At 32.5% G+C, this 19,528-nt stretch carries 26 protein-coding genes; 12 read left to right on the top strand and 14 right to left on the bottom strand.

The window, feature by feature from the left end; genetic code table 11:
* The first annotated feature begins 123 nt into the window (after positions 1-123).
* Genes FHQ18_RS03510 through FHQ18_RS03500 form a run of 3 tightly spaced genes read left to right on the top strand, consistent with a single transcriptional unit; the run spans position 124 to position 1,486 of the window.
* The gene (locus FHQ18_RS03510) at positions 124-522 is read left to right on the top strand and encodes a MerR family transcriptional regulator (protein WP_149265785.1); all 399 of its coding nucleotides are present in this window, start codon (positions 124-126) and stop codon (positions 520-522) included.
* Positions 523-531: 9 nt separating this feature from the next.
* Positions 532-1,080 carry a chalcone isomerase family protein gene (locus FHQ18_RS03505; protein ID WP_149265784.1) on the top strand — a complete coding sequence of 183 codons (549 nt, stop codon included), beginning with the start codon at positions 532-534 and terminating at the stop codon, positions 1,078-1,080.
* Positions 1,081-1,084: 4 nt separating this feature from the next.
* Positions 1,085-1,486, top strand: a complete 402-nt coding sequence (locus tag FHQ18_RS03500; protein ID WP_149265783.1) for an acyl-CoA thioesterase — start codon at positions 1,085-1,087, stop codon at positions 1,484-1,486.
* A 357-nt stretch (positions 1,487-1,843) separates the two neighbouring features.
* On the opposite strand, the gene FHQ18_RS03495 is transcribed toward FHQ18_RS03500, so the two are convergent.
* The 6 genes from FHQ18_RS03495 to FHQ18_RS03470 all read right to left on the bottom strand — a co-directional run bounded on the left by FHQ18_RS03495 (position 1,844) and on the right by FHQ18_RS03470 (position 6,417).
* Complete coding sequence (locus tag FHQ18_RS03495; RefSeq protein WP_149265355.1) at positions 1,844-3,031, bottom strand: IS110 family RNA-guided transposase; 1,188 nt, start codon at positions 3,029-3,031, stop codon at positions 1,844-1,846.
* Positions 3,032-3,366: 335 nt separating this feature from the next.
* Complete coding sequence (locus tag FHQ18_RS03490; RefSeq protein WP_149265782.1) at positions 3,367-4,056, bottom strand: DUF554 domain-containing protein; 690 nt, start codon at positions 4,054-4,056, stop codon at positions 3,367-3,369.
* Positions 4,053-4,622, bottom strand: a complete 570-nt coding sequence (locus tag FHQ18_RS03485) for a phospholipase D-like domain-containing protein (protein WP_188020329.1) — start codon at positions 4,620-4,622, stop codon at positions 4,053-4,055. Before FHQ18_RS03485 ends, FHQ18_RS03490 begins: the two co-directional genes overlap by 4 nt.
* Positions 4,582-5,157, bottom strand: a complete 576-nt coding sequence (gene yihA, locus FHQ18_RS03480) for a ribosome biogenesis GTP-binding protein YihA/YsxC (RefSeq protein ID WP_149265780.1) — start codon at positions 5,155-5,157, stop codon at positions 4,582-4,584. The genes FHQ18_RS03485 and yihA overlap by 41 nt, the downstream gene beginning before the upstream one ends.
* Positions 5,154-5,996 (bottom strand): DHH family phosphoesterase, encoded by an 843-nt coding sequence (locus FHQ18_RS03475; protein ID WP_149265779.1) that lies wholly within the window; start codon positions 5,994-5,996, stop codon positions 5,154-5,156. Before FHQ18_RS03475 ends, yihA begins: the two co-directional genes overlap by 4 nt.
* A gap of 1 nt (position 5,997) precedes the next feature.
* Entirely contained in the window at positions 5,998-6,417 is a 420-nt protein-coding gene (locus tag FHQ18_RS03470; RefSeq protein ID WP_149265778.1) for a secondary thiamine-phosphate synthase enzyme YjbQ, read from the bottom strand.
* Between the two features lie 240 nt (positions 6,418-6,657).
* On the opposite strand from FHQ18_RS03470, the gene FHQ18_RS03465 reads away from it, so the two are divergent.
* Entirely contained in the window at positions 6,658-7,020 is a 363-nt protein-coding gene (locus FHQ18_RS03465; RefSeq protein WP_149265777.1) for an STAS/SEC14 domain-containing protein, read from the top strand.
* Here FHQ18_RS03465 and FHQ18_RS03460 read toward each other — a convergent pair.
* Genes FHQ18_RS03460 through pdxA form a run of 3 tightly spaced genes read right to left on the bottom strand, consistent with a single transcriptional unit; the run spans position 7,014 to position 9,361 of the window.
* Positions 7,014-7,613, bottom strand: a complete 600-nt coding sequence (locus FHQ18_RS03460; protein WP_149265776.1) for a 3'-5' exonuclease — start codon at positions 7,611-7,613, stop codon at positions 7,014-7,016. The two genes, FHQ18_RS03465 and FHQ18_RS03460, sit on opposite strands and share 7 nt — an antisense overlap.
* Positions 7,603-8,412, bottom strand: a complete 810-nt coding sequence (gene rsmA, locus FHQ18_RS03455) for a 16S rRNA (adenine(1518)-N(6)/adenine(1519)-N(6))-dimethyltransferase RsmA (protein WP_149265775.1) — start codon at positions 8,410-8,412, stop codon at positions 7,603-7,605. The genes FHQ18_RS03460 and rsmA overlap by 11 nt, the downstream gene beginning before the upstream one ends.
* A complete protein-coding gene (gene pdxA / locus FHQ18_RS03450) occupies positions 8,396-9,361 on the bottom strand; it encodes a 4-hydroxythreonine-4-phosphate dehydrogenase PdxA (protein ID WP_149265774.1) in 966 nt (321 codons plus the stop codon). The genes rsmA and pdxA overlap by 17 nt, the downstream gene beginning before the upstream one ends.
* A gap of 202 nt (positions 9,362-9,563) precedes the next feature.
* Here pdxA and rpmH point away from each other — a divergent pair, with 202 nt between their 5' ends.
* Genes rpmH through fsa form a run of 7 tightly spaced genes read left to right on the top strand, consistent with a single transcriptional unit; the run spans position 9,564 to position 13,304 of the window.
* Complete coding sequence (gene rpmH, locus FHQ18_RS03445; RefSeq protein WP_149265878.1) at positions 9,564-9,698, top strand: 50S ribosomal protein L34; 135 nt, start codon at positions 9,564-9,566, stop codon at positions 9,696-9,698.
* Between the two features lie 3 nt (positions 9,699-9,701).
* Positions 9,702-10,049: a ribonuclease P protein component gene (gene rnpA, locus FHQ18_RS03440; RefSeq protein WP_149265773.1), complete on the top strand. Its 348-nt coding sequence runs from the start codon at positions 9,702-9,704 to the stop codon at positions 10,047-10,049.
* Positions 10,003-10,230, top strand: a complete 228-nt coding sequence (gene yidD / locus FHQ18_RS03435; protein ID WP_149265772.1) for a membrane protein insertion efficiency factor YidD — start codon at positions 10,003-10,005, stop codon at positions 10,228-10,230. Before rnpA ends, yidD begins: the two co-directional genes overlap by 47 nt.
* 20 nt (positions 10,231-10,250) lie before the next feature.
* The gene (yidC, locus tag FHQ18_RS03430; protein WP_149265771.1) at positions 10,251-11,765 is read left to right on the top strand and encodes a membrane protein insertase YidC; all 1,515 of its coding nucleotides are present in this window, start codon (positions 10,251-10,253) and stop codon (positions 11,763-11,765) included.
* Positions 11,766-11,773: 8 nt separating this feature from the next.
* The gene (jag, locus tag FHQ18_RS03425) at positions 11,774-12,406 is read left to right on the top strand and encodes an RNA-binding cell elongation regulator Jag/EloR (protein ID WP_149265770.1); all 633 of its coding nucleotides are present in this window, start codon (positions 11,774-11,776) and stop codon (positions 12,404-12,406) included.
* Positions 12,406-12,657, top strand: a complete 252-nt coding sequence (locus FHQ18_RS03420; RefSeq protein WP_149265769.1) for a YHS domain-containing protein — start codon at positions 12,406-12,408, stop codon at positions 12,655-12,657. The genes jag and FHQ18_RS03420 overlap by 1 nt, the downstream gene beginning before the upstream one ends.
* On the top strand, positions 12,654-13,304 hold the full coding sequence (fsa, locus tag FHQ18_RS03415) for a fructose-6-phosphate aldolase (RefSeq protein ID WP_149265768.1): 651 nt from the start codon (positions 12,654-12,656) through the stop codon (positions 13,302-13,304). The genes FHQ18_RS03420 and fsa overlap by 4 nt, the downstream gene beginning before the upstream one ends.
* 74 nt (positions 13,305-13,378) lie before the next feature.
* Here the strand turns inward: fsa and selD are convergent, their stop codons facing one another.
* Genes selD through FHQ18_RS03400 form a run of 3 tightly spaced genes read right to left on the bottom strand, consistent with a single transcriptional unit; the run spans position 13,379 to position 16,356 of the window.
* Positions 13,379-14,407: a selenide, water dikinase SelD gene (gene selD, locus FHQ18_RS03410; protein WP_149265767.1), complete on the bottom strand. Its 1,029-nt coding sequence runs from the start codon at positions 14,405-14,407 to the stop codon at positions 13,379-13,381.
* A 5-nt stretch (positions 14,408-14,412) separates the two neighbouring features.
* Positions 14,413-15,006, bottom strand: a complete 594-nt coding sequence (gene yedF / locus FHQ18_RS03405) for a sulfurtransferase-like selenium metabolism protein YedF (protein WP_149265766.1) — start codon at positions 15,004-15,006, stop codon at positions 14,413-14,415.
* Positions 15,007-15,048: 42 nt separating this feature from the next.
* The gene (locus tag FHQ18_RS03400) at positions 15,049-16,356 is read right to left on the bottom strand and encodes an aminotransferase class I/II-fold pyridoxal phosphate-dependent enzyme (RefSeq protein WP_149265765.1); all 1,308 of its coding nucleotides are present in this window, start codon (positions 16,354-16,356) and stop codon (positions 15,049-15,051) included.
* 444 nt (positions 16,357-16,800) lie between these two features.
* Between FHQ18_RS03400 and FHQ18_RS03395 the strand changes: the two genes are divergently transcribed.
* Entirely contained in the window at positions 16,801-17,310 is a 510-nt protein-coding gene (locus FHQ18_RS03395) for a ferritin family protein (RefSeq protein ID WP_149265764.1), read from the top strand.
* 32 nt (positions 17,311-17,342) lie between these two features.
* Here the strand turns inward: FHQ18_RS03395 and lpxK are convergent, their stop codons facing one another.
* Positions 17,343-18,248: a tetraacyldisaccharide 4'-kinase gene (gene lpxK / locus FHQ18_RS03390; protein WP_149265763.1), complete on the bottom strand. Its 906-nt coding sequence runs from the start codon at positions 18,246-18,248 to the stop codon at positions 17,343-17,345.
* 1 nt (position 18,249) lies between these two features.
* Positions 18,250-19,527: a nucleotide sugar dehydrogenase gene (locus FHQ18_RS03385; RefSeq protein ID WP_149265762.1), complete on the bottom strand. Its 1,278-nt coding sequence runs from the start codon at positions 19,525-19,527 to the stop codon at positions 18,250-18,252.
* Position 19,528 lies beyond the last annotated feature (1 nt).

The raw sequence follows: 19,528 nt of genomic DNA, 5'->3' as shown, positions 1-19,528 counted from the left end.
TATTACATGAAAATACTACTGTAACATTCAACTTTCAGTAAAGTTTATATACAATTTTTATCACTTGACATAACATAGTTTTAATTATAGTAATATTCTGTAATTAACGTAAAGGTGAAAGGCATGAAAATAAATAATGAAGAATTATTTCAAATTGGTGAAGTTGCTGAAATGCTTGGTATTACCACAAGAACAATTAGATACTATGAAGAAATAGGCCTCATGGATCCTCCCCAAAGACTCGAGGGGGGAATCAGAATTTACACAAAAGATGATATCAAAAGGTTGAAATTTATTTTAAAATTAAAAGAACTTGGAATCTCTTTAAAAGAAATGCAAGAACTTGCTCAAATTTATAAAATTCACCAAACACCCGAAAAAATTATGCCAAAACTAATTGAAATTCTTGACTCACACATAGCAAAAATTGATGAAAAAATAGCAAAGCTTGCCTCACTCAGGAAAGATATCGTAGACTATAAAACAAGAATTTTAGAAATTCTTAAACAAAACAACACGTAGGAGGATGTCATGAAAAAATTATTAATGCTCTTATTATCTTGTCTAATCCTTGCTTCAACTTTGCAAGCAAAAGATGTTTCCGGCATCTCAATACCAGATGGTTATGATTTAGGTGGTAAATCACTTGTGTTAAACGGTACTGGTTACAGAAAGAAATTTTTTATTAAAGTATATATTGGAGCTCTTTATCTTGAAAAAAAATCATCAAATTTTGAAGAAATTTCAAATCAAAACCCAATAGTTATAAAAATGCATTTCCTTTATAAAAAAGTCAAAGCAAAACAGATGCAAGATGCTTTCAAAGAAGGACTTGAAAAATCGTATCCCAATTTAGCTGAGTCAGATGTTGTTAAGAAATTTTTAAATACTTTTAATTTTGATGTTGTAAAAGGAGATGATATTGACTTGGTACTTGAAACTGATAAAGTTACAGTAATTCACAACGGTAACAAAATAAGTGAAATAAAATCCAAAGAGCTTGCAAAAGCAATTCTTGAAATTTACATAGGTGATAAACCAGCAGACAAAAACCTAAAAAAAGGACTGTTAGGAGTATAATCTGATGGAATTCAGCACCGAAATTGAAGTAAGATTTAGCGATCTTGATGCATACGGACATGTGAACAACGCAATATTTTTCACTTATCTTGAAACAGCAAGAACAAAATTATTCAAAGACTACCTTTCAAAAGCAACCGCTGAAGGGTTATTTTTTCTCGTTGTTAAAGCAGAATGCGAATACAAAACACCTATAAACTACTCAGACAAAGTCATTGTTACAATAATGGTTGAAAAAATTGGTAATACAAGTTTTACTTTTAATTATAAGATACACAATGGAGAAAATAAAATTTTTGCCACCGCAAAAACTGTAATGGTCACCTTCGATGCTAATAAAAACAAACCTGTAAAAATACCTGAAAGTTTTCTTAAGTTATTAACAGAAGGATGTTGTACAGTATGATTTTAAAGATTGCTTCGTAGCATACGCTCCTCTTAGGTGACGTTGTTATTTTTGTCATTGCGAGCGTTAGCGAAGCAATCTCTTGTGCGAAAGGGTGAAACATCAATGAGAAAGATTGCTTCGGGGCTAAAAGCCCTTGCTGGTGACATAGAGAGAGATCGCTTCGTCACTTCGTTCCTCGCGATGACGGTAATGGTGTCGTCACCCTGAGCGTTAGCGAAGCAATCTCTTTATTACCAACATGTTAAGTATATAGTTATTCACCTTCAAAATTTGTTTATGTTCTGTATTGTGCAACATCCTTAAATATTATAAAATCATTATTAATAATTAGTCAACTATAAATATTAAAAATTATTAAGATAATTTAGGCATATGAAAAACCTCTTTTTTTGTAAGCATGGCATAAAGTACACGCACAAGTTTGTTACACAATGCAATCATAGCTTTTCTATGAGGCATACCTTCCTCCTTCTTTTTCAAATAATACGCTCTAAAATACTCATTAAACTTCATAACACCACTTGCCATAAGATAAAGAATACGCCTAAGGGACCGGGATCCTTTTTTACTTATTCTGCCGTTACTATACATACTTCCGGATTGTTTAATAGCAGGATCTATCCCGGCATAGGCAGCAAGTTTACCTTTGTTGGCAAATCTGTTTATATCTTTAATTTCTGCAAGAAAATGGGCAGCGGTAATATCATTAATTCCTTTGATAGAAGTAATAATCTCCATATCATCTTTTTTGGAAGATTTTATTTTATCAATAAATTCCTTCGTAATATTATCAAGTCGGCTATTAAGAAATATGAGCATTTCAACATCTTCTTTGATGACAGTAGCCCAGATATCAGAGGAAATACCAATGGAGGATTTAGCAAGGGATATGAGCTTCTGAGGGGTAATATTTGACTTATGTGCAAACTTCAATTCATCAAGAATCTTTTGAATATCATCTTCATTAGCATTCCTGATGATTTCAGCTGTAGGCATATGTTTAAGGATATGCAAAATGGATTGAGTAAATACATTGGCATTTGCCACAAGTTCAGGAAATACTACAGTAAGATGCTGTTTAAGCTGAGTCTTAACTCTTGCAATCTGCTGAGTAATATGTTCTCTCATCCTGGCAAGTGCGATAATATCATTGGACTCAGGAAGAGCAAAATAATTGAAATGTTCAATATTCTTAGCTATAAATTTAGCAATGATAACAGCATCAATTTTATCGGTTTTGGTTTTTCTGAGAGTAACGGATTGGGCAAATTTTTTGATGAGAGCTGGATTAATAAGACAGACATCTTTCTTTTTGGATACAAGGGATGCTAAGAGGTTAATGTGATAGCTGCCAGTAGATTCAAGAGCAATGATAGAGGAGTCATACTTTTTAATCAAGTCATAGAAGCTGTTAAAACCATCAATGTCCATTTGAAATTCAGCTTCTTTGAGAAGTTCAAGCTTATTGTTAATAATAGCGCAATTAAACTTATCTTTGGAAACATCAACACCTATAAAGAAAGCAAATTTGTCATTTTTCATGTCAAACCTCACTTAAAATATTTTAGTCCCGAATCCAAACTCCCGTTTGACAGTGGCTTGATAGCCAAATCAACCAATAGGGACTTTCGGGACGGGGGACAGACTAAATATGAAGCTTTTAAGCTTATTCCCACTGTAGTCCTCTGTCCCATTCTTAATTCATTACATAATATAATTTTCTTATACAACAAAAAAACGTAGGAGTTCTCACTGAAAAAGTGAGAACTAATTACTTGAAACAAAGCAATCCCACTTACACTTTCACCTTCTTAGGGCAATCTTCCAACATCTGCTCGGAAAAAGGTTTTCAGTGGGCACGCATTAATATGCGTAACTTACACTATTATTTTTGCTAAAAAATCAATGATTGGTATAATGAAAAGGGATGGAAGCATATTCCCAGTTTTTATCTTTGTAAGTCCAAGCATATTTAAACCGATACCTAAAATTATAATCCCACCAACCACAGAAATACCATTTACATACATATCATTTAATAAAAATGTAAACTTAAAGGCTAATAAACTTAATAACCCCTGATACACCAAAATCACTACAATAGAAAAAAACACTCCTATCCCCAGGGTAGATGCAAGAATAATGGATGATACCCCATCAAGTAAACTCTTTATATAAAGTACAGAAGGATCATTACTCAGACCATCCTTTATCGCTCCAATAATTGTCATAGAACCCACACAAAACAGGACTGAAGCAGTAACAAAAGCAAGAACAAAATTTCCTGATTCACTTTTGACTTTTTGTTGGAAATAACCACCTATATTCTCTAGAAACAATTCAATATTTATCATTTCACCCACTGCTGTTCCTATAACAATGGCAATGAGCGCCAATAAGAAATCGTGCTTTTCAAAAGCCATTTTGATACCAAGTACAACCACTGCAAGCCCCAGCGCCTTCATAACAGCATCTTTAATCTCCGGCTTAATTCTTTTTCCAATCGTAACACCTATAATACTCCCAACAGCTACAGCCACAGTATTGACCACAGTCCCTATAATCATCTTATCCCTCTAATATACCTTATCACCTCTTTAGCCATTTCAGGTGATTCAATCCTTACACTCGCTTCATAATTATATTTCAAAGCACTGTGAGTATAGTTGTGACTTCCAAGATAAATAATCTTATTATCAATAACAACAACCTTTGCATGAAGTCTTCTTTCAGGAGAATCATACCAAACAACTGCTCCTTTTTTCCTCAATTCCTCACCAGTATCTTTATTAAATTCGGTTGTGATATCATTCTTTTTCCCTGTGTCAAAAACTGCATATACTTTGACACCTTTCTTCAATGCATCAAATAGAGCTTCTTCAATAAGTGTAGAGTAATTAAACTTATAATCATCTGTTTTAAACATATACATGGCAATATAAATACTATCTTTAGCATCTTCTATATCTTTAATAAGCGGCTTTAAAATCTCTTTGTTAGGCAAAAAGGTTACTTTACCTTCATGCTTAATTAATTTTGCTGAAATATTTGTAATTACAAAAAAAACTACGACAAAAACTGCAAATGCAATATTAAGAAAAAGCTTTCTCTTCGATAATCTGTAAAAGTTCATCACGACCTCTTCTTGTGATACTTGAAAAAATAACAAATCTATCTTCATCCATACCAAGTTTTACTGCAATTTCCCTCTTCTGTTTTGCAATTTTATTGTTTGACAACTTATCTGATTTGGTAAGAGCAATAACAGTGTCTATAGAATAAGCTTCTAACCACTCAAGCATCATCATATCATATTCTGTAGGTCCAATCCTTATATCAATAATCAATACAACGCATTTAAGTTGCTTTCTCTTCAATAAATAAGTTTCGATTATAAATTTCCATTTTTCGCGCTCTTTTTTAGAAACCTTCGCATAACCATAGCCCGGTAAATCCACAAATATTATTTTATCATTAATATTAAAAAAGTTTATAGCTCTTGTTTTCCCAGGCTTTTGACTCACCTTTACAAGTTTTTTTCTGTTTGTAAGGGTATTAATCATTGAAGATTTCCCTACATTACTTCTACCCACAAAGGCTATTTCCGGTAATTCAGTATCCGGGTAATCTTTTTCAAAGAATGCGGATTTTATAAATTCAGCTTTCATAACACACCCATATTTTTTAAAAATAGATTTATACCAAAATCAAAGTCAGTGGAAAATCCTGCAGCATTTTTGTGACCACCCCCACCATTTCTTTTAGCTATGATAGAAACATCTATATCTTTTCTTGAGCGCAAAGAAATCTTCTTTTTCTGCGCATTGATAATTATCACATAATCCAATTTTAGTTCATTAATCAAAAAATGCCCAAGTTCCGAATTATACATCTCGGCAAAGATGTAACCAAACCTTCTACCTTCTTTATCCTCATTTACAGTAACATAATCCTTAGCCTTTTCCAGATAATCTTTCTGTCTCCCCCTTTCAATTTCTAAAAGAAAACTTTCTTTCTCTTCAAAATCTACAGAAGGTTTTTTCAGAAACCTATCAACAAACCTTTCCAATCCGTAAAGATAAAAAAGCATATTTAGCTCTAAACTCCGACTATCTTCAAGTATCCAGATATCATAATCATTAACAACTTTTACAAAATCCTCGTATTCATTTATCTCAAACCCTTCTTTCAAAAGCCATTCATAGGTGAGAAATGTAGCACATTTATCTAAAGAGTGAATCACTCCTTTATAATCTCTAAAATGTAAGGTTGTTTTGTGATGGTCTATCAGCAAAACATCTTTTTCTCTGTAAATTAAATCAAAAATATCTTTGGATGGTGCAACATCTGTAATGATAATTTTATCAAAATTTACATAATTATTCTTTAAAAATTCATCAACCTCATCATAATTGAGGTAGTAAGTTACTACATCAGGTAAAGTTTTTTTTACCAGTATGCCACATCCTGCTCCATCTAAGTCATTGTGTGTAATATGTAAAATCATTTCACTCTCCGATTATTTTTATCAGCACTCTTTTTCTTCTCTGACCATCAAACTCACCATAAAATATCTGCTCCCATGGACCAAAATCAAGCTTCCCATCAGTCACTGCCACCACTACCTCTCTCCCCATAATCTGCCTTTTTAAATGTGCATCCCCATTATCTTCTCCAGTGAGATTGTGCTTGTAAAGAGATAATGGTTCATGAGGAGCAAGCTCTTCCAGCCATCTTTTATAATCCTCATGCAACCCTCTTTCATCATCGTTAATAAATACACTTGCAGTAATATGCATTGCATTTACGAGACATAGCCCCTCTTTTATACCACTTTCATCAATAGCTTTTTGCACTTCATCCGTAATATTTATAAATTCAACTCTATTCTTCGTATTAAACCAAAGCTCTTTTCTGTATGATTTCATACAACACCCCCTATTTTTAAATTAAAATACTATCGATTTAGAAGAATGTAAAATATTTTATTAACAAGCAAGCTGTCTTAACATATGATTAACATTAAAACATCTAATCTATTATTCTCAAGCTATAACCACTTATTGTTATTAACATTTCATAACACCTGTCAATTTAATCAAAAAAATTGACTTTTTCTTTGCACTATACTATAACATTGTTTGTTACATCACGGAGGTTCGCTCAATATGGAAAGATTAGAGATATTATCACACAACGGTAAAATTATTATTTATCTTAATTTTAGTGAAGCAACACCTATGGAAGCGTATAAACTTATCGAAGAGGGGAAAAAAGCAATAAGAACAATGCAAAAAAATAGTGTATATACCCTTGTAAACGTAAAAAATCTCAATGGTGGAAAAGACTTACAAATGGCATTAAAGGATTTTGCAGAACACAATAAGCCTTATGTTAAATGCGGTGCAGTGGTAGGGGTTACAGGCTGGAGAAAAGCTGTTTACAGTTTGATACTAAAATTATCTGGCAGAAAAAATTTAAAGTTATTTGATACCATTCAAGAAGCAAAAGATTGGCTTTCTACTCAATGAAAATAGTAAATGAGTTCATATAAAGAAATAGTGCTATTCTCTTTTAATAGATAATCAAGCAATTTTTTAAAAATTACAGCTGTATGTGCAGCATCAAAAATTGCTCTATGCCTGTAACTACCTGGAAAACTCATTTTTATTTGAAAATAATCTATCAAAGAGTCCAGGCTATAACTTTTTAAGCCTTTTATAACCTTTCTTGCAATCTTTAAAGTATCAACCACAGCTATTAAAGGACATGACATGTTGTATGTTTTATAAAAGTAATCAATAAACTTAAAATCAAATGATGCATTGTGCGCTACAAAAACAGTATTCTCAACAAATTTGCTAAAATGCGGTAATACTTCATGGATTTTCGGAGCATCAGCCACAACTTCATCACTAATTTTATGTATTTTATAAGCTGCAGGAGGGATAGGCTTTTCTGGATTTATCAATGTAGAGAACCCTTTGTCAAACCGAATGGATAAACCTGGATAAATTTTAACCGCTCCTATTTCTACAAGCCTCGCCCCTTTATAAGGACTTAAACCTGTAGTTTCAGTATCCACCACCGTAAAGGTATAATCAGTTAGCTTCTTATCTAGCATACAATCTTCTAAACAATCTGATAAAATCGTCCAAACTAAGTTGCTCCCCCCTTATCTTTTCACCCAACAATTCATCAATAATATCTTTCTGCTCTTTACTTAAAAAACTCAAATTGTTTTTCAAAGTCTTACGCTTGCTTTTAAACGCCGCCATAACAAACTTGAAAAATTCTTTTTCAACCGAAACATCGTCAAAAAACCTTTTTCTAGGAACAAATTTCAATATGGTAGATGTTACTTTTGTATTTGGCCAGAAATTTGATCCGGAAATATTTCTCACTCTTTTTATATCAAAATAATATTGGCAAAACACGGAAAGGGAAGAATATGTCTTAGAGTTTGGCTCACTTATTATCCTATCAGCCACTTCCTTTTGAAACATAAAAACCATCAAATCCACATCATCAATAAACTCCACACATTTTTCTAAAATTTTCACAGATACATTATAGGGTAAATTCCCCACGAATTTTAACTTACCATCAGGCAACTCACCCCTATTAATCGCAAGAAAATCTTTATTGATAATCTTTAGATTTTTGTAAAAATGCAGATACCTATCAAGAAAATCACAGACCTGTTCATCAATATCAACAACTGTTACATTAATATCTTTCTGCAATAATTCATAGGTTACCACTCCACACCCAGGACCAATTTCCACAACATTTTCATCAGGTTTCAATTCTAGATTATCCACAATCTCAGAAATAATATGTTTATTAGTAAGAAAATGCTGTCCTAACGACTTTTTGGTTTTTTGAAACTCAAGCTTATATGCCTTAAGCAGATTTAACATTTTTCACCATTCCCACTGCAACTTCTATTGCTTTTTTTAAACTAAAATTATTTGCGAGGTTTTTACCTGCAATATCAAAGGCTGTACCATGATCAACTGATGTCCTAATTATAGGCAAATTCAGTGTAACATTCACTGCCGCACCAAAACTTTCCATTTTTACAGGAATTAATCCCTGATCGTGATACATACACACCACAAAATCAAACTCCCCTTTCAACACCTTTGGAAATAAAGAATCAGCAGGATACGGACCGCTCACATCAAAACCATCCCTTTCCATCTCGTCGACGGCAGGCCTTATAATTTTTAACTCCTCATCCCCAAGGGCTCCCTCATCTCCAGCATGAGGATTCAACCCACAAACAGCAATTTTTGGAATTGCTTTCCCAAAAAATCTACCAGCATTATGTGCATTTATAATGGCCTTTTTTATTTTCTCTTTATCAATACTCTTGGCTACCTCTTTTATCGGTAAATGAGTTGTGACAAGCACAACTTTTACCCTATCTCCTACAAGCATCATACTGTAATCATTTGAACCTGTAAGAAAACCTAAAAACTCAGTATGACCAGGAAATTTATAACCAGCTAGCTGTATCGCTCTTTTATTTATTGGACATGTTACCACTGCGTCCACTTCACCTCTCATTGCCATCTTTACAGCCTTTTCCACAAAAAGCATGGACAATCTTCCATACTCTTTTTTTATCTTTCCAAACTCTATAGCATCAAATTTTACAGCTTCATCAGGCTCAACAATTTTATAATCTTTTAATTTATGGCTTTGTAGAACCCTTTTAAAGGTTTCATCAAGTATCTTTTTATTACCGACAAATAAAATTTCACATCCATCAAGATGTATTCCCTCATTTATTAACTTACAACAAATTTCTGGACCTATTCCTGCTGGGTCACCAATTGTAACTGCAATCTTTATCTTTTCCATAATCACAAATTATATATTTCTTAAAATATTAATCAACAACAATTCATAAATACTATTTTCACTCACAAAATTCTTTTTATAATAAGTATTGGACACTTTAAGAAAAAAAGGTAATGTCGGGATTACAATCGTGTTGACAAATAGGATATTGATATATATAATCGTGCGCTCTAAAAAATGGAGGTGTGTATAAATGGCTCAAATGTTGACATTAAAAAAACCAAGTAATCTTAAAAGAAAGCGTAAACATGGATTCAGAGCAAGAATGAAAACACGTGGCGGTAGACTTGTTTTAAAAAGAAGAAGAGCAAAAGGGCGCAAAAGATTAACTGTTTAATGAATGAAATTTACCTTTAAAAAAGATGAAAGGCTCAGAAAAAAGAAAGAGTTTGACAATGTTTTTGCAAATGGCCGCTGGATTAAGGGTTGCTTTGTAAATGTATGTTATACTTTTTCAAAAGGTAGAAAAGCTGGCTTTGTTGTTAGTAAAAAAATTAGTAAAAAAGCTGTTGTTAGAAACAAAGTTAAACGACGCTTAAGAGAAATATTCAGATTAAACAAATACTCTTTGCCAGATAACGTGCATTTAGTTATAATTGCAAAACGAGGAGTAGAAAAGGCAAATTTTAGTGAATTAGAAAATGATGTTAAACAAATTTTTCAAGAAATTAATAATCAGGCTAATTGATATTTACCAAGTATTATTGTCCCCTTTTCTAGGGAGAAATTGTAGATTTTACCCAACTTGTTCTCAATACACAAAAGAAGCTATCATTAAAAAAGGTTTAATTGTAGGGATGATTCTTTCCTGCTGGAGAATATTAAGATGCAATCCTTTTAGCAAGGGCGGATATGACCCTGTTGAGTGAATTTGAGGAGGCTGTAATTTATGGATAAAAGAACACTACTTGCTGTTTTATTAAGTTTACTGGTTTTAATGATTTTTCAATTTATGTTCGCACCAACTCCACAACAAGTTGCCCCAGATAATCAAACCGTCCAAACAAAAGAAGAAAAAGCTGTAAAAACTGTCAAAGTCCCCACGCCAGAGCAAACTAATGTCGTACAAGCAAAATCAATAGAAACTATTTCTATCAAAACTAATTACCTTGAAATAAATTTTGACAAAAACACTGGAGACATTTTCTCTGCTGGCATTTTAAGTTATAAAGACAAAAATATTGGTAAAGTTGTCTTCAAAGATGGAAATGAAAACTATTTTAGATTAAAAGATCTAACATTTGATAAAGTAGATTATTCAATTCAGAAATCTAAAGATAAAACTACTGTTAATTTTAACTGTTTTTTGAATGATATCGTAATCTCAAAAAAATATGAAATTGATAACAAAAATTATTTAATAAATTACACTCTCAAGATTGCAAATACTGGGGATAAGAGTGTCAGACTACCTTTGATAGTAGAAATCGGCCCAGATTTAGGAGAAGGATTTGAAGAGAGTCGCTACACCTTTGAAGGGCCTTTAATGTTTGATGGAAAAAAAGTTTATAAACAAAAACCAAAAAAAATAAAAGAGGATGTAGTAGTAAAAAAACCTTTGTGGATCGGTTTTACATCTAAATATTTCCTCTTTGCTTCAGCTGCTGATTTCTTTGAGCAAGGAATTATTTCAAAATATAAAGACTCTGCCATAATTAAAGGTGTCGTAGACATTACTTTAAATCCACATGCTAATAAAGAGTTTAAATTGGCTCTTTTTACCGGTCCAAAGGAATACAAATTATTAAAAAGTTTAGGTTACAAATTTGAGAAAAGTATAGATTTTGGAGTTTTCTCTTTTCTTGCTATCCCTATGTTAAATCTCATGAATTTCTTTTACAAATTCATTCATAATTATGGTGTTGCCATTATCATTTTAACTATTCTTATAAAACTCATCACATACCCTCTCACAATAAAAAGCATGACTTCTATGAAAAAAATGCAAAAAATTCAGCCTGAGATTCAGAAAATTAGAGAAAAATTTAAAGGCGACCCTCAAAAGATGAATGCTGCAATGATGGAGCTTTATAGAAAACATGGTGTCAACCCAATGGGTGGATGCCTCCCAATGATAATACAAATTCCAATATTCTTCGCGCTTTATAGAGCGCTCCTTGTTTCAATAGAACTAAAAGGTTCTCCATTTTTCGGATGGATTACTGACCTATCAATGAAGGACCCATATTATATTACTCCAATTCTCATGGGTGTAACTATGTTCATACAACAAAAAATGACACCACAAGCTGGTGATCCAACCCAACAAAAAATATTTATGCTTATGCCAGTAATTTTTACATTCCTTTTCTTAAACTTCCCATCAGGACTTGTAATTTATTGGCTTACAAACAATGTCCTATCTATTATTCAGCAGTATTTTATTAATAAGAAAACTGCGTGAGGAGTGTCATGAAATATTATGAGGTGGAAGGAAGTACAGTTGATGAAGCAATAAATAACTTTTTAATACAACACAAAATACCTAGAGAATATATAGAAATAGAGATTATTGAAAAAGGTTCAAAGGGGCTTTTTGGTTTTGGTAAAAAAAATGCAAAAATAAAAATAAAATTTGATGATAATGAGTACCTTAAGAGAAGATCAAAGGTTATATTAGCTGAAATTCTTGAAAAAGCAGGTTTTGAAGACTTCCATATTGAAGTTATCGAAGATTATCCATACTACACTTTAAATATTCAATCACCGGACTCAAGCCTGCTCATTGGAAAAATGGGACAAACTCTTGAAGCTCTCCAGTTTTTAGTAGAACGTCTTTTGAACGTAGATGAAAAAAGCGATATTAAGATACTTGTAGATGTGGAAAATTACAGAAAAAGAGTTATTGAAGATTTGAAAAACAGGGCAATCGAGCTTGCTAATAAAGTAAAGAAAACAAGAAGGGTTGAAAAGCTTCCGCCAATGATACCAATGGTAAGAAAAGAAATACATACTGCTTTGAAATCTATTTCCGGTGTAAGGACTGAGAGTTACGGTGATGGCAATATAAAAACAATTTACATAATACCTGAGGATATTAAATAATGTTGAAATTTCTAATTACTGCCATTTTAATTTACTTAGCATTTACATTATTCAGAAAGAAGCAGGTTGAAAGTAAAAAGGGAGAAATTGAAGAATCAGTTGACCTTGAAAAGGATGAAATCTGTGGTATTTATATTGAAAAAACTACTCCATACAAAGTGAAATATTACGATAAAATTTATTATTTCTGTTCTAAAGATTGTATGGATAAATTTATAGCTAAAGTAAAAGAAAAGAGAGGTGAATCATGAAAATATTCTTAGATACAGCAAATATTGAAGAAATAAAAGAAGCTGTGTCCTATGGAGTAGTGGATGGTGTTACTACAAATCCAAGCTTAATTGCAAAAGAAAATAGAGATTTGAAATCAACCATCAAAGAAATTTGTGATATTGTCCAAGGGCCAGTAAGTGCTGAAGTAATAGCTACTGATTTGGAAGGAATGCTTAAAGAAGCAAGAGAGCTTGCAAAACTTGATGAAAACGTGGTGGTGAAAATACCATTTACTGAAGAAGGTTTGAAAGCTACATATATTCTTACCCAGGAAGGGATTGATGTAAATATGACATTGATTTTTTCTCCAAATCAGGCCCTTTTAGCCTGTAAGGCTGGTGCAAGATATATTAGCCCTTTTGCAGGAAGACTTGATGATATAGGTCACAATGGGCTTGATATTGTCCTTGCATGTCAAGAAATTGTAATTAATTACGATTTTGATACCGAAGTAATCGCTGCAAGTATTCGTCATCCTATGCATGTACAAGAAGCTGCATTAAATGGTGTTGATATTGCCACAATCCCTTTTAAAGTATTGAAGCAGCTATTTAAGCATCCTCTAACAGATATTGGTTTGGAAAAATTTTTGGCTGATTGGGAAAAAGCCACCAAAAATAAATAACGTTAGAACGTTCCAACGTTAGAACGTTGGAACGTTATTACCTCCCTACTTCCCCATCTCCCCTTTTTCATGTTTCATTTAAAAATTACGAATTTTTCGGAGAAATCTACAACTTTACCAATAACTGCCGCATCTTTATAGCCTGATTTGAATAAATCGTTTAAAAGCTTACCGGATTCATCTTCATCAACGAATATTAATAATCCACCCGATGTTTGAGGATCAAAAAGTAACATCTTGTATTCTTCTTTTACTGCAGAATAATCCACATTATATTCTAAATACTGTTTATTATAGTATGCACCTGCAGGAATTATTCCCATATTTGCATACTGCAATGCTGATTCAAGGTAATTTATCTGATTACTATTTATTTCCAATGTTACATTCGAGCCTTTTGCTACTTCAAAAAGGTGTCCAGCGAGCCCAAAACCTGTAACATCAGTACAGGCTGATACATCATATTTTTTCATCAAAATACTTGCTTCATAATTTGATAAAAGCATTAGCTTTGTAACTTCATCGATTTCATCCTTCTTTGCCATTTCACCCTTTATGGCCGTAGAAACAATACCTATGCCCAATGCCTTTGTATAAATAATGTCATTACCAACTTTTGCCGTACAGTTCTTAAAGACTTTGCCGTCATTTATCATACCAGTTACGGCAAACCCAAGTTTCACCTCATTGTCATCCACGGAATGCCCACCAAGCAATGTACATCCAACTTTTGATAGTTCATCACATGCACCTTGCATCATAGCTTTGATAATATCGGCATCTATATCACAGTTATACATAAGTATTGAAAGAGCAGTAAGAGGTGTACCTCCCATAGCATAAACATCACTTAAAGAATTAATTGCCGAAATTCTACCGAAGGTGTAAGGGTCATCAACCACTGGGGTAATGAAATCCACTGTTTGAACTAAATATTTGTCATCACTGATTTTATACACACCAGCATCATCATTAGTTTCAAAGCCCACAATAAGATTGTCAGACCGGTAATACTTCAATCCATTAAGTGTTTTGTTTAGGTCCTCCGGACCTATTTTAGCTGCTCACCCGGCAGCTTTTGCAAGATGTGTAAGCTTAATCATAACCCCTACAACCTTATTATTTTATCTGCATAAAACAAACGCTGCATCACTTTGTACGCGTCAGTAACTTCACCCACCTTCAAATCATCCATCAAATTGAAATGGGTTAAACATGTACCACAACTTAGAATTTCTACACCTTTGTTTTCCAGTTCTTTCAAAGCATTAATTGTCTTTTCATTTTTTGTTGTTAAAAACACTCCGCTATTTACAAAAATCACCGTTTTAGGCAAAAAGTCCATATTAATAATATTTTCAATAAAACCTGTCATTAATAATTTTCCAAGCTCATCACTACCATTACCAATAGCGTCGCTTCCTACATGAATCACAAGATTAGCTGTGACATCTTCTTTATCTTTGTCACTGTCTTGAGGAAGAGAACACTTGTACCCCTTTGCGATAACAATTTCAAAATACTCCCCTTTATCATCAACCTCGTAAGTAAATCCTTGGCTTGCAGCAAACTTTGAGACATTCTCCTTTGACGCAACATTATCTACCAAAACAGTTATCACACCCTCTTCAATCTCTTCAAGGGCTTTCTTTGTCATAATTACAGGTGTTGGACATGCTTTGCCTCTTGCATCGACAACCATACTATTATCCCCCATATAAAAAAAGGGAAGCTTAAAGCCCCCTTATTTATTCAAATCCTTACACCCTTGATAAATAATATCAAATAGTTCTTCTACTTGCTCAACTTCTATACAACTGAACGCAATTCTTAAATCGGTTTTGTTTACGGAAATTGTGCCAACACCGTATTTATCAAGAAGATGTACTCTCAATGCTTCAGCTTCCACATTTTTCAACTTTAAACACATAAAATAACCAGAATTAAATGGATAATATTCAAATTCATCCACATATTTTCCACTATCCAGAACTTCTTTAACTTTTAAAGCCCTTGCTTTCATAATTTCATATTTTTCTGCTTTCTGCTTAGCAAAATCAGGATGATTTATAGCTCTTAAAACAAAAGTTTGTGATGGATGAGGGCAGTTTGAAATTGTACCTCTGATAAGACCTGCAACCTTTTTCTCCAATGCCGTTAACATCCCTTCTTGAGGCTCATTAGTTGTAGCTGCAAATGTGATAAAGCCCACACGAAAACCCCAAACATACTCCTCTTTAGTAGCCCCATCTAATTTAATAGCCAACAGATTTTCAGATTTATTGGCAAGTAAACCAAAAATTGATTCTTTTATTGAATCCTCATAAAATAGTCCAAAATATGCATCATCTGTCACAGCAATAATTTTTATCCCTTCATCAGCAAGCTTAACAAGCCCATTGGCTATAGCTTCTGCTTCTTCCACTGTAGGCATATACCCTGAAGGGTTATTAGGGAAATTCAACAAAATAATAACCTTACCTCTAGCCTCACCACATTCTTTTACTTTTTCTATCAAACCATTTACATTAAACTTACCCTCTTTTGTAAAAGTATCAAAAGTAGCAATCTCACCACCTCTTCTAACAGAAAAGGTAAGCCTGTAATTTCCCCAGAATTTATCGGGAGTCACCACATAATCACCTTCATCTACAAATAAATCAGCCACAATGCTAAGCCCATGGGTTAATGCATTTGTAACAATAGGTAGTCCGATGTATTTGCCCTGCAAAGAAGGATTTTCTTTTACCATTTTTTCTTTCCAGGCTTTTCTAAGCTCAGGTTTTCCCGTAGCAGGTGCATAAGGGAAGAGATCTTTAGGTTCAAATGTATTTAAAGGCTCATAAATGCAATCAAGATACATAGGGCCATTATTTTCAGTAGCAATACCGATTGTTGCATTGAATTTATGAGCTTTCTCTTTTGCTTCTGCAGACTGTGTTAAAATCCCTTTTGGCATAAACAGATTTTTCCCAAGTTTTGACAACATTTCTAAAACAGATGCATTATCTTTTGCTATCATTTCGTTTAACTCTTGAGCTAATGGGTTCATAATGACCTCCAGATTTTAATAAATTTCAGCTTTTTAGTAATAATCCAAATTAACCCTAAATTCAATATATATATTGTCGCTATTTTACTTTAAAATATTGTATAATTAATTTTAAAATTAATCTTCAATTTTTAATAATTCTTATTAATTGATGTTTTAACCATATGTCCATATCATAAATTAGTTGCCACTGAAAAAGTGGCAACTAATTTATAATAATACTCTATTTCTTGGTTTTAGATGTAGGGCATTCTTCTTTAAATTCTTGTTAGAAAACTAATTTAAATATTAAAAAATCACAAAAATTATTTATTTAATAATTAGTTCTCACTTTTTCAGTGAGAACTAAATTACGGTTGTTCAAAAACTTTAAAAAAGATTTTATTGTTATTTATTTAATTAGGCTTATTATAAAACTATATTTGTTTAAAAGGAGGTTGTGCCATGACGAACGAAATTCTAAAAGCCCTAAAAACAGCATATGAGGCCGAAAAAGAAGGTTTGAGAACTTATCTCAAATTCGCAAAACAAACAAAGGTTGCAGCAGGTAAAAATATGTTTATTCAGCTAGCCTTAGATGAGATTGATCATATGGAACTTATTGAAAAGTTTATTGAGCAAACATTCGAAGGAAAACCTTATGAAAGAGTAAAAGTACCTAAAGGGAGACTTTCAAAATTTATGCCAGAAACAAGCGATGCAAGCTTACAAAAAGTAGATAAAGCTGATTTAGGGGATGAGGAGGCTTTAAAAATTGCACTTGAACATGAAAAGAAGGCTTATGAGTTTTATAAAGAAAAAGCAGCAAAAACACCAAATTCTGAGTTAAAAGCATTTTTCGAAAATTTGGCTGAAGTCGAACAAAAACATTATGATATTATTCAAGCAGAACTTGATACCATCAGAAATGACGGTTTTTGGTTTGATACTATTGAGTTTTCTGTAGAACTGTAATAAATGTTAGCCCTTTTAATGGGCTAACTCCACTATTTAATTTTTTCAAAAATCAAATCCATAAACTTTTGTGTATCATTAATTGATATTTCTATCTTTAAGAAAGCAATATCATCTCTATATTTGTCTAAAATTTTTACATAATCTTTTTCAGTTGTTATTAAAAAGTCAGCATTATATCTTTTCTTTAATTTAAAAAGAAAATCCATATCTTTCTCTCTATAAAAATGATGATCCATATACCCCTTTTTGTATACTATTTCTACGCCTAATTTGCTTAATTGTTTAAAAAAAGAACTATTCTTTGCAATCCCAGAAAAGGCAACAACTTTTTTCCCTTTTAAAAAGGATATCGGATACTGTTCATTTCTAAAAACGACTTCTTTATTCTTAATCTTAGAGTAAAATATATCTTTCCCTTTGATATATTTTCTGACTTTCTCAGGCATTGTAAAACTATTAGCCTTGGTAAAAACAATAATATCTGCTCTTTTTAAGGCAGATGGAAACTCTCTCAAATAACCAAAAGGAAAAGGTAATCCCGTTGAGATAGGATTTTTGTGATCGAGCAATACAATATCCAAATCCCTTGGCATCTTTCTATGCTGAAATCCATCATCTAAAAGGTAAAAATCAATGTCAAAATTCTTTTCTGCATATTCAAAACTTTTTACCCTTTCTTTCCCTGTGATTACAATACATCCGGGGCAATTTATTGCTATCATATACGGTTCATCAGCAGCCAGAGGTGGTTTTAAAAGTATCTCTTTACCATCAGATATTACATTTGTATCATAACCGATTTTCCCTTTATAACCTCTGGACAATACGCAGACTTTATAACCGAGACTAGTTAATTGATTCGCTAAAAAAATTGCCATAGGGGTTTTACCCGTACCACCTAAAGTAATATTGCCTATAGAAATTATCTTTGACAAATTATAGTCTCCAATATGTTATATCAATTTTTTCCAATTTATTTTTCATAATACCTTTTACATCTATAAATACACCGTTTTTTGAGATTAGCTTCTTTATGAGGTTATTATCAAGATTTTGGATAAAGTAGTCGTGTTTTACTGCAAGGATAATTCCATCATAAGGGGATTTTTCATCTAAACTTGAAATTGTTTCAATGTTGTATTCATCTCTGATTTCATCCGTTGAAGCGATAGGATCAAATATGTAAGGGTTAACGCCATATTCAATTAATTCGGAATAAATGTCAATGACTTTGGTATTCCTAATATCTGGTACATTTTCTTTAAAAGTAAATCCTAAAATAAGAACCTTTGCATTTTTCACTAATTTATTAGCTTTAATCAACAATTTAACAGTTTTTTCTGCAATAAATTTTCCCATGTAATCATTGATCTTTCTTCCTGATAAAATTATCTGTGGATGATAACCTATTTCTTGGGCTTTAAATGTTAAATAATATGGATCTACACCAATACAGTGACCACCAACTAAGCCAGGTTCAAACTTTAAAAAATTCCATTTTGTTCCTGCTGCTTCAAGTACGCTTTTAGTGTCTATATTCATTTTGTCAAAGATGAGTGCTAGTTCGTTCATCAGTGCAATGTTTAAATCTCTCTGTGTATTTTCTATAACTTTTGCAGCTTCAGCTACTTTTATACTCTCAGCTTTGAAAATACCTGCTTTAACAACTTTTCCATAAATTTCAGCTATAAAATCTAAACTTTCCTTATCACAGCCTGACACAACCTTAACAATGTTTTCAAAGGTATGAATTTTGTCCCCTGGATTTATCCGCTCTGGAGAGTAACCCACCTTAAAATCTTTTTTGAAAGTAAGACCGGATTCTTTTTCAAGTATGGGTACACAAATATCCTCTGTAACTCCAGGATAAACGGTAGATTCATAAACCACATAATCTCCCTTTTTAAGATACTTGCCAATAGTTTCAGATGCTTTTACAAGAGGTGTTAGATCAGGGTTTTTATGCTCATCTATAGGGGTTGGCACAGTCACAATATAAAAACTTGCATTTTTTAAATCTTCAGGGTTAGCTGTATATTTTATTGAGATATTTTTTAGTTCTTCACTACTCACTTCTCCTGTGGAATCTTTACCATTTTTTAATTCTTCAATTCTTTCTTTTTTTATGTCAAATCCTATTACATCAAATTCTTTTGCAAAGGATACCGCAAGAGGCAACCCTACGTATCCAAGACCAACAACTGCAATTCTCATA

Source organism: Deferribacter autotrophicus (genome assembly GCF_008362905.1).
GTDB classification, from domain to species: Bacteria; Chrysiogenota; Deferribacteres; order Deferribacterales; family Deferribacteraceae; genus Deferribacter; species Deferribacter autotrophicus.
Note: the sequence above shows the minus strand (reverse complement) of the source record. Positions and strands in the feature narration are given on the sequence as shown.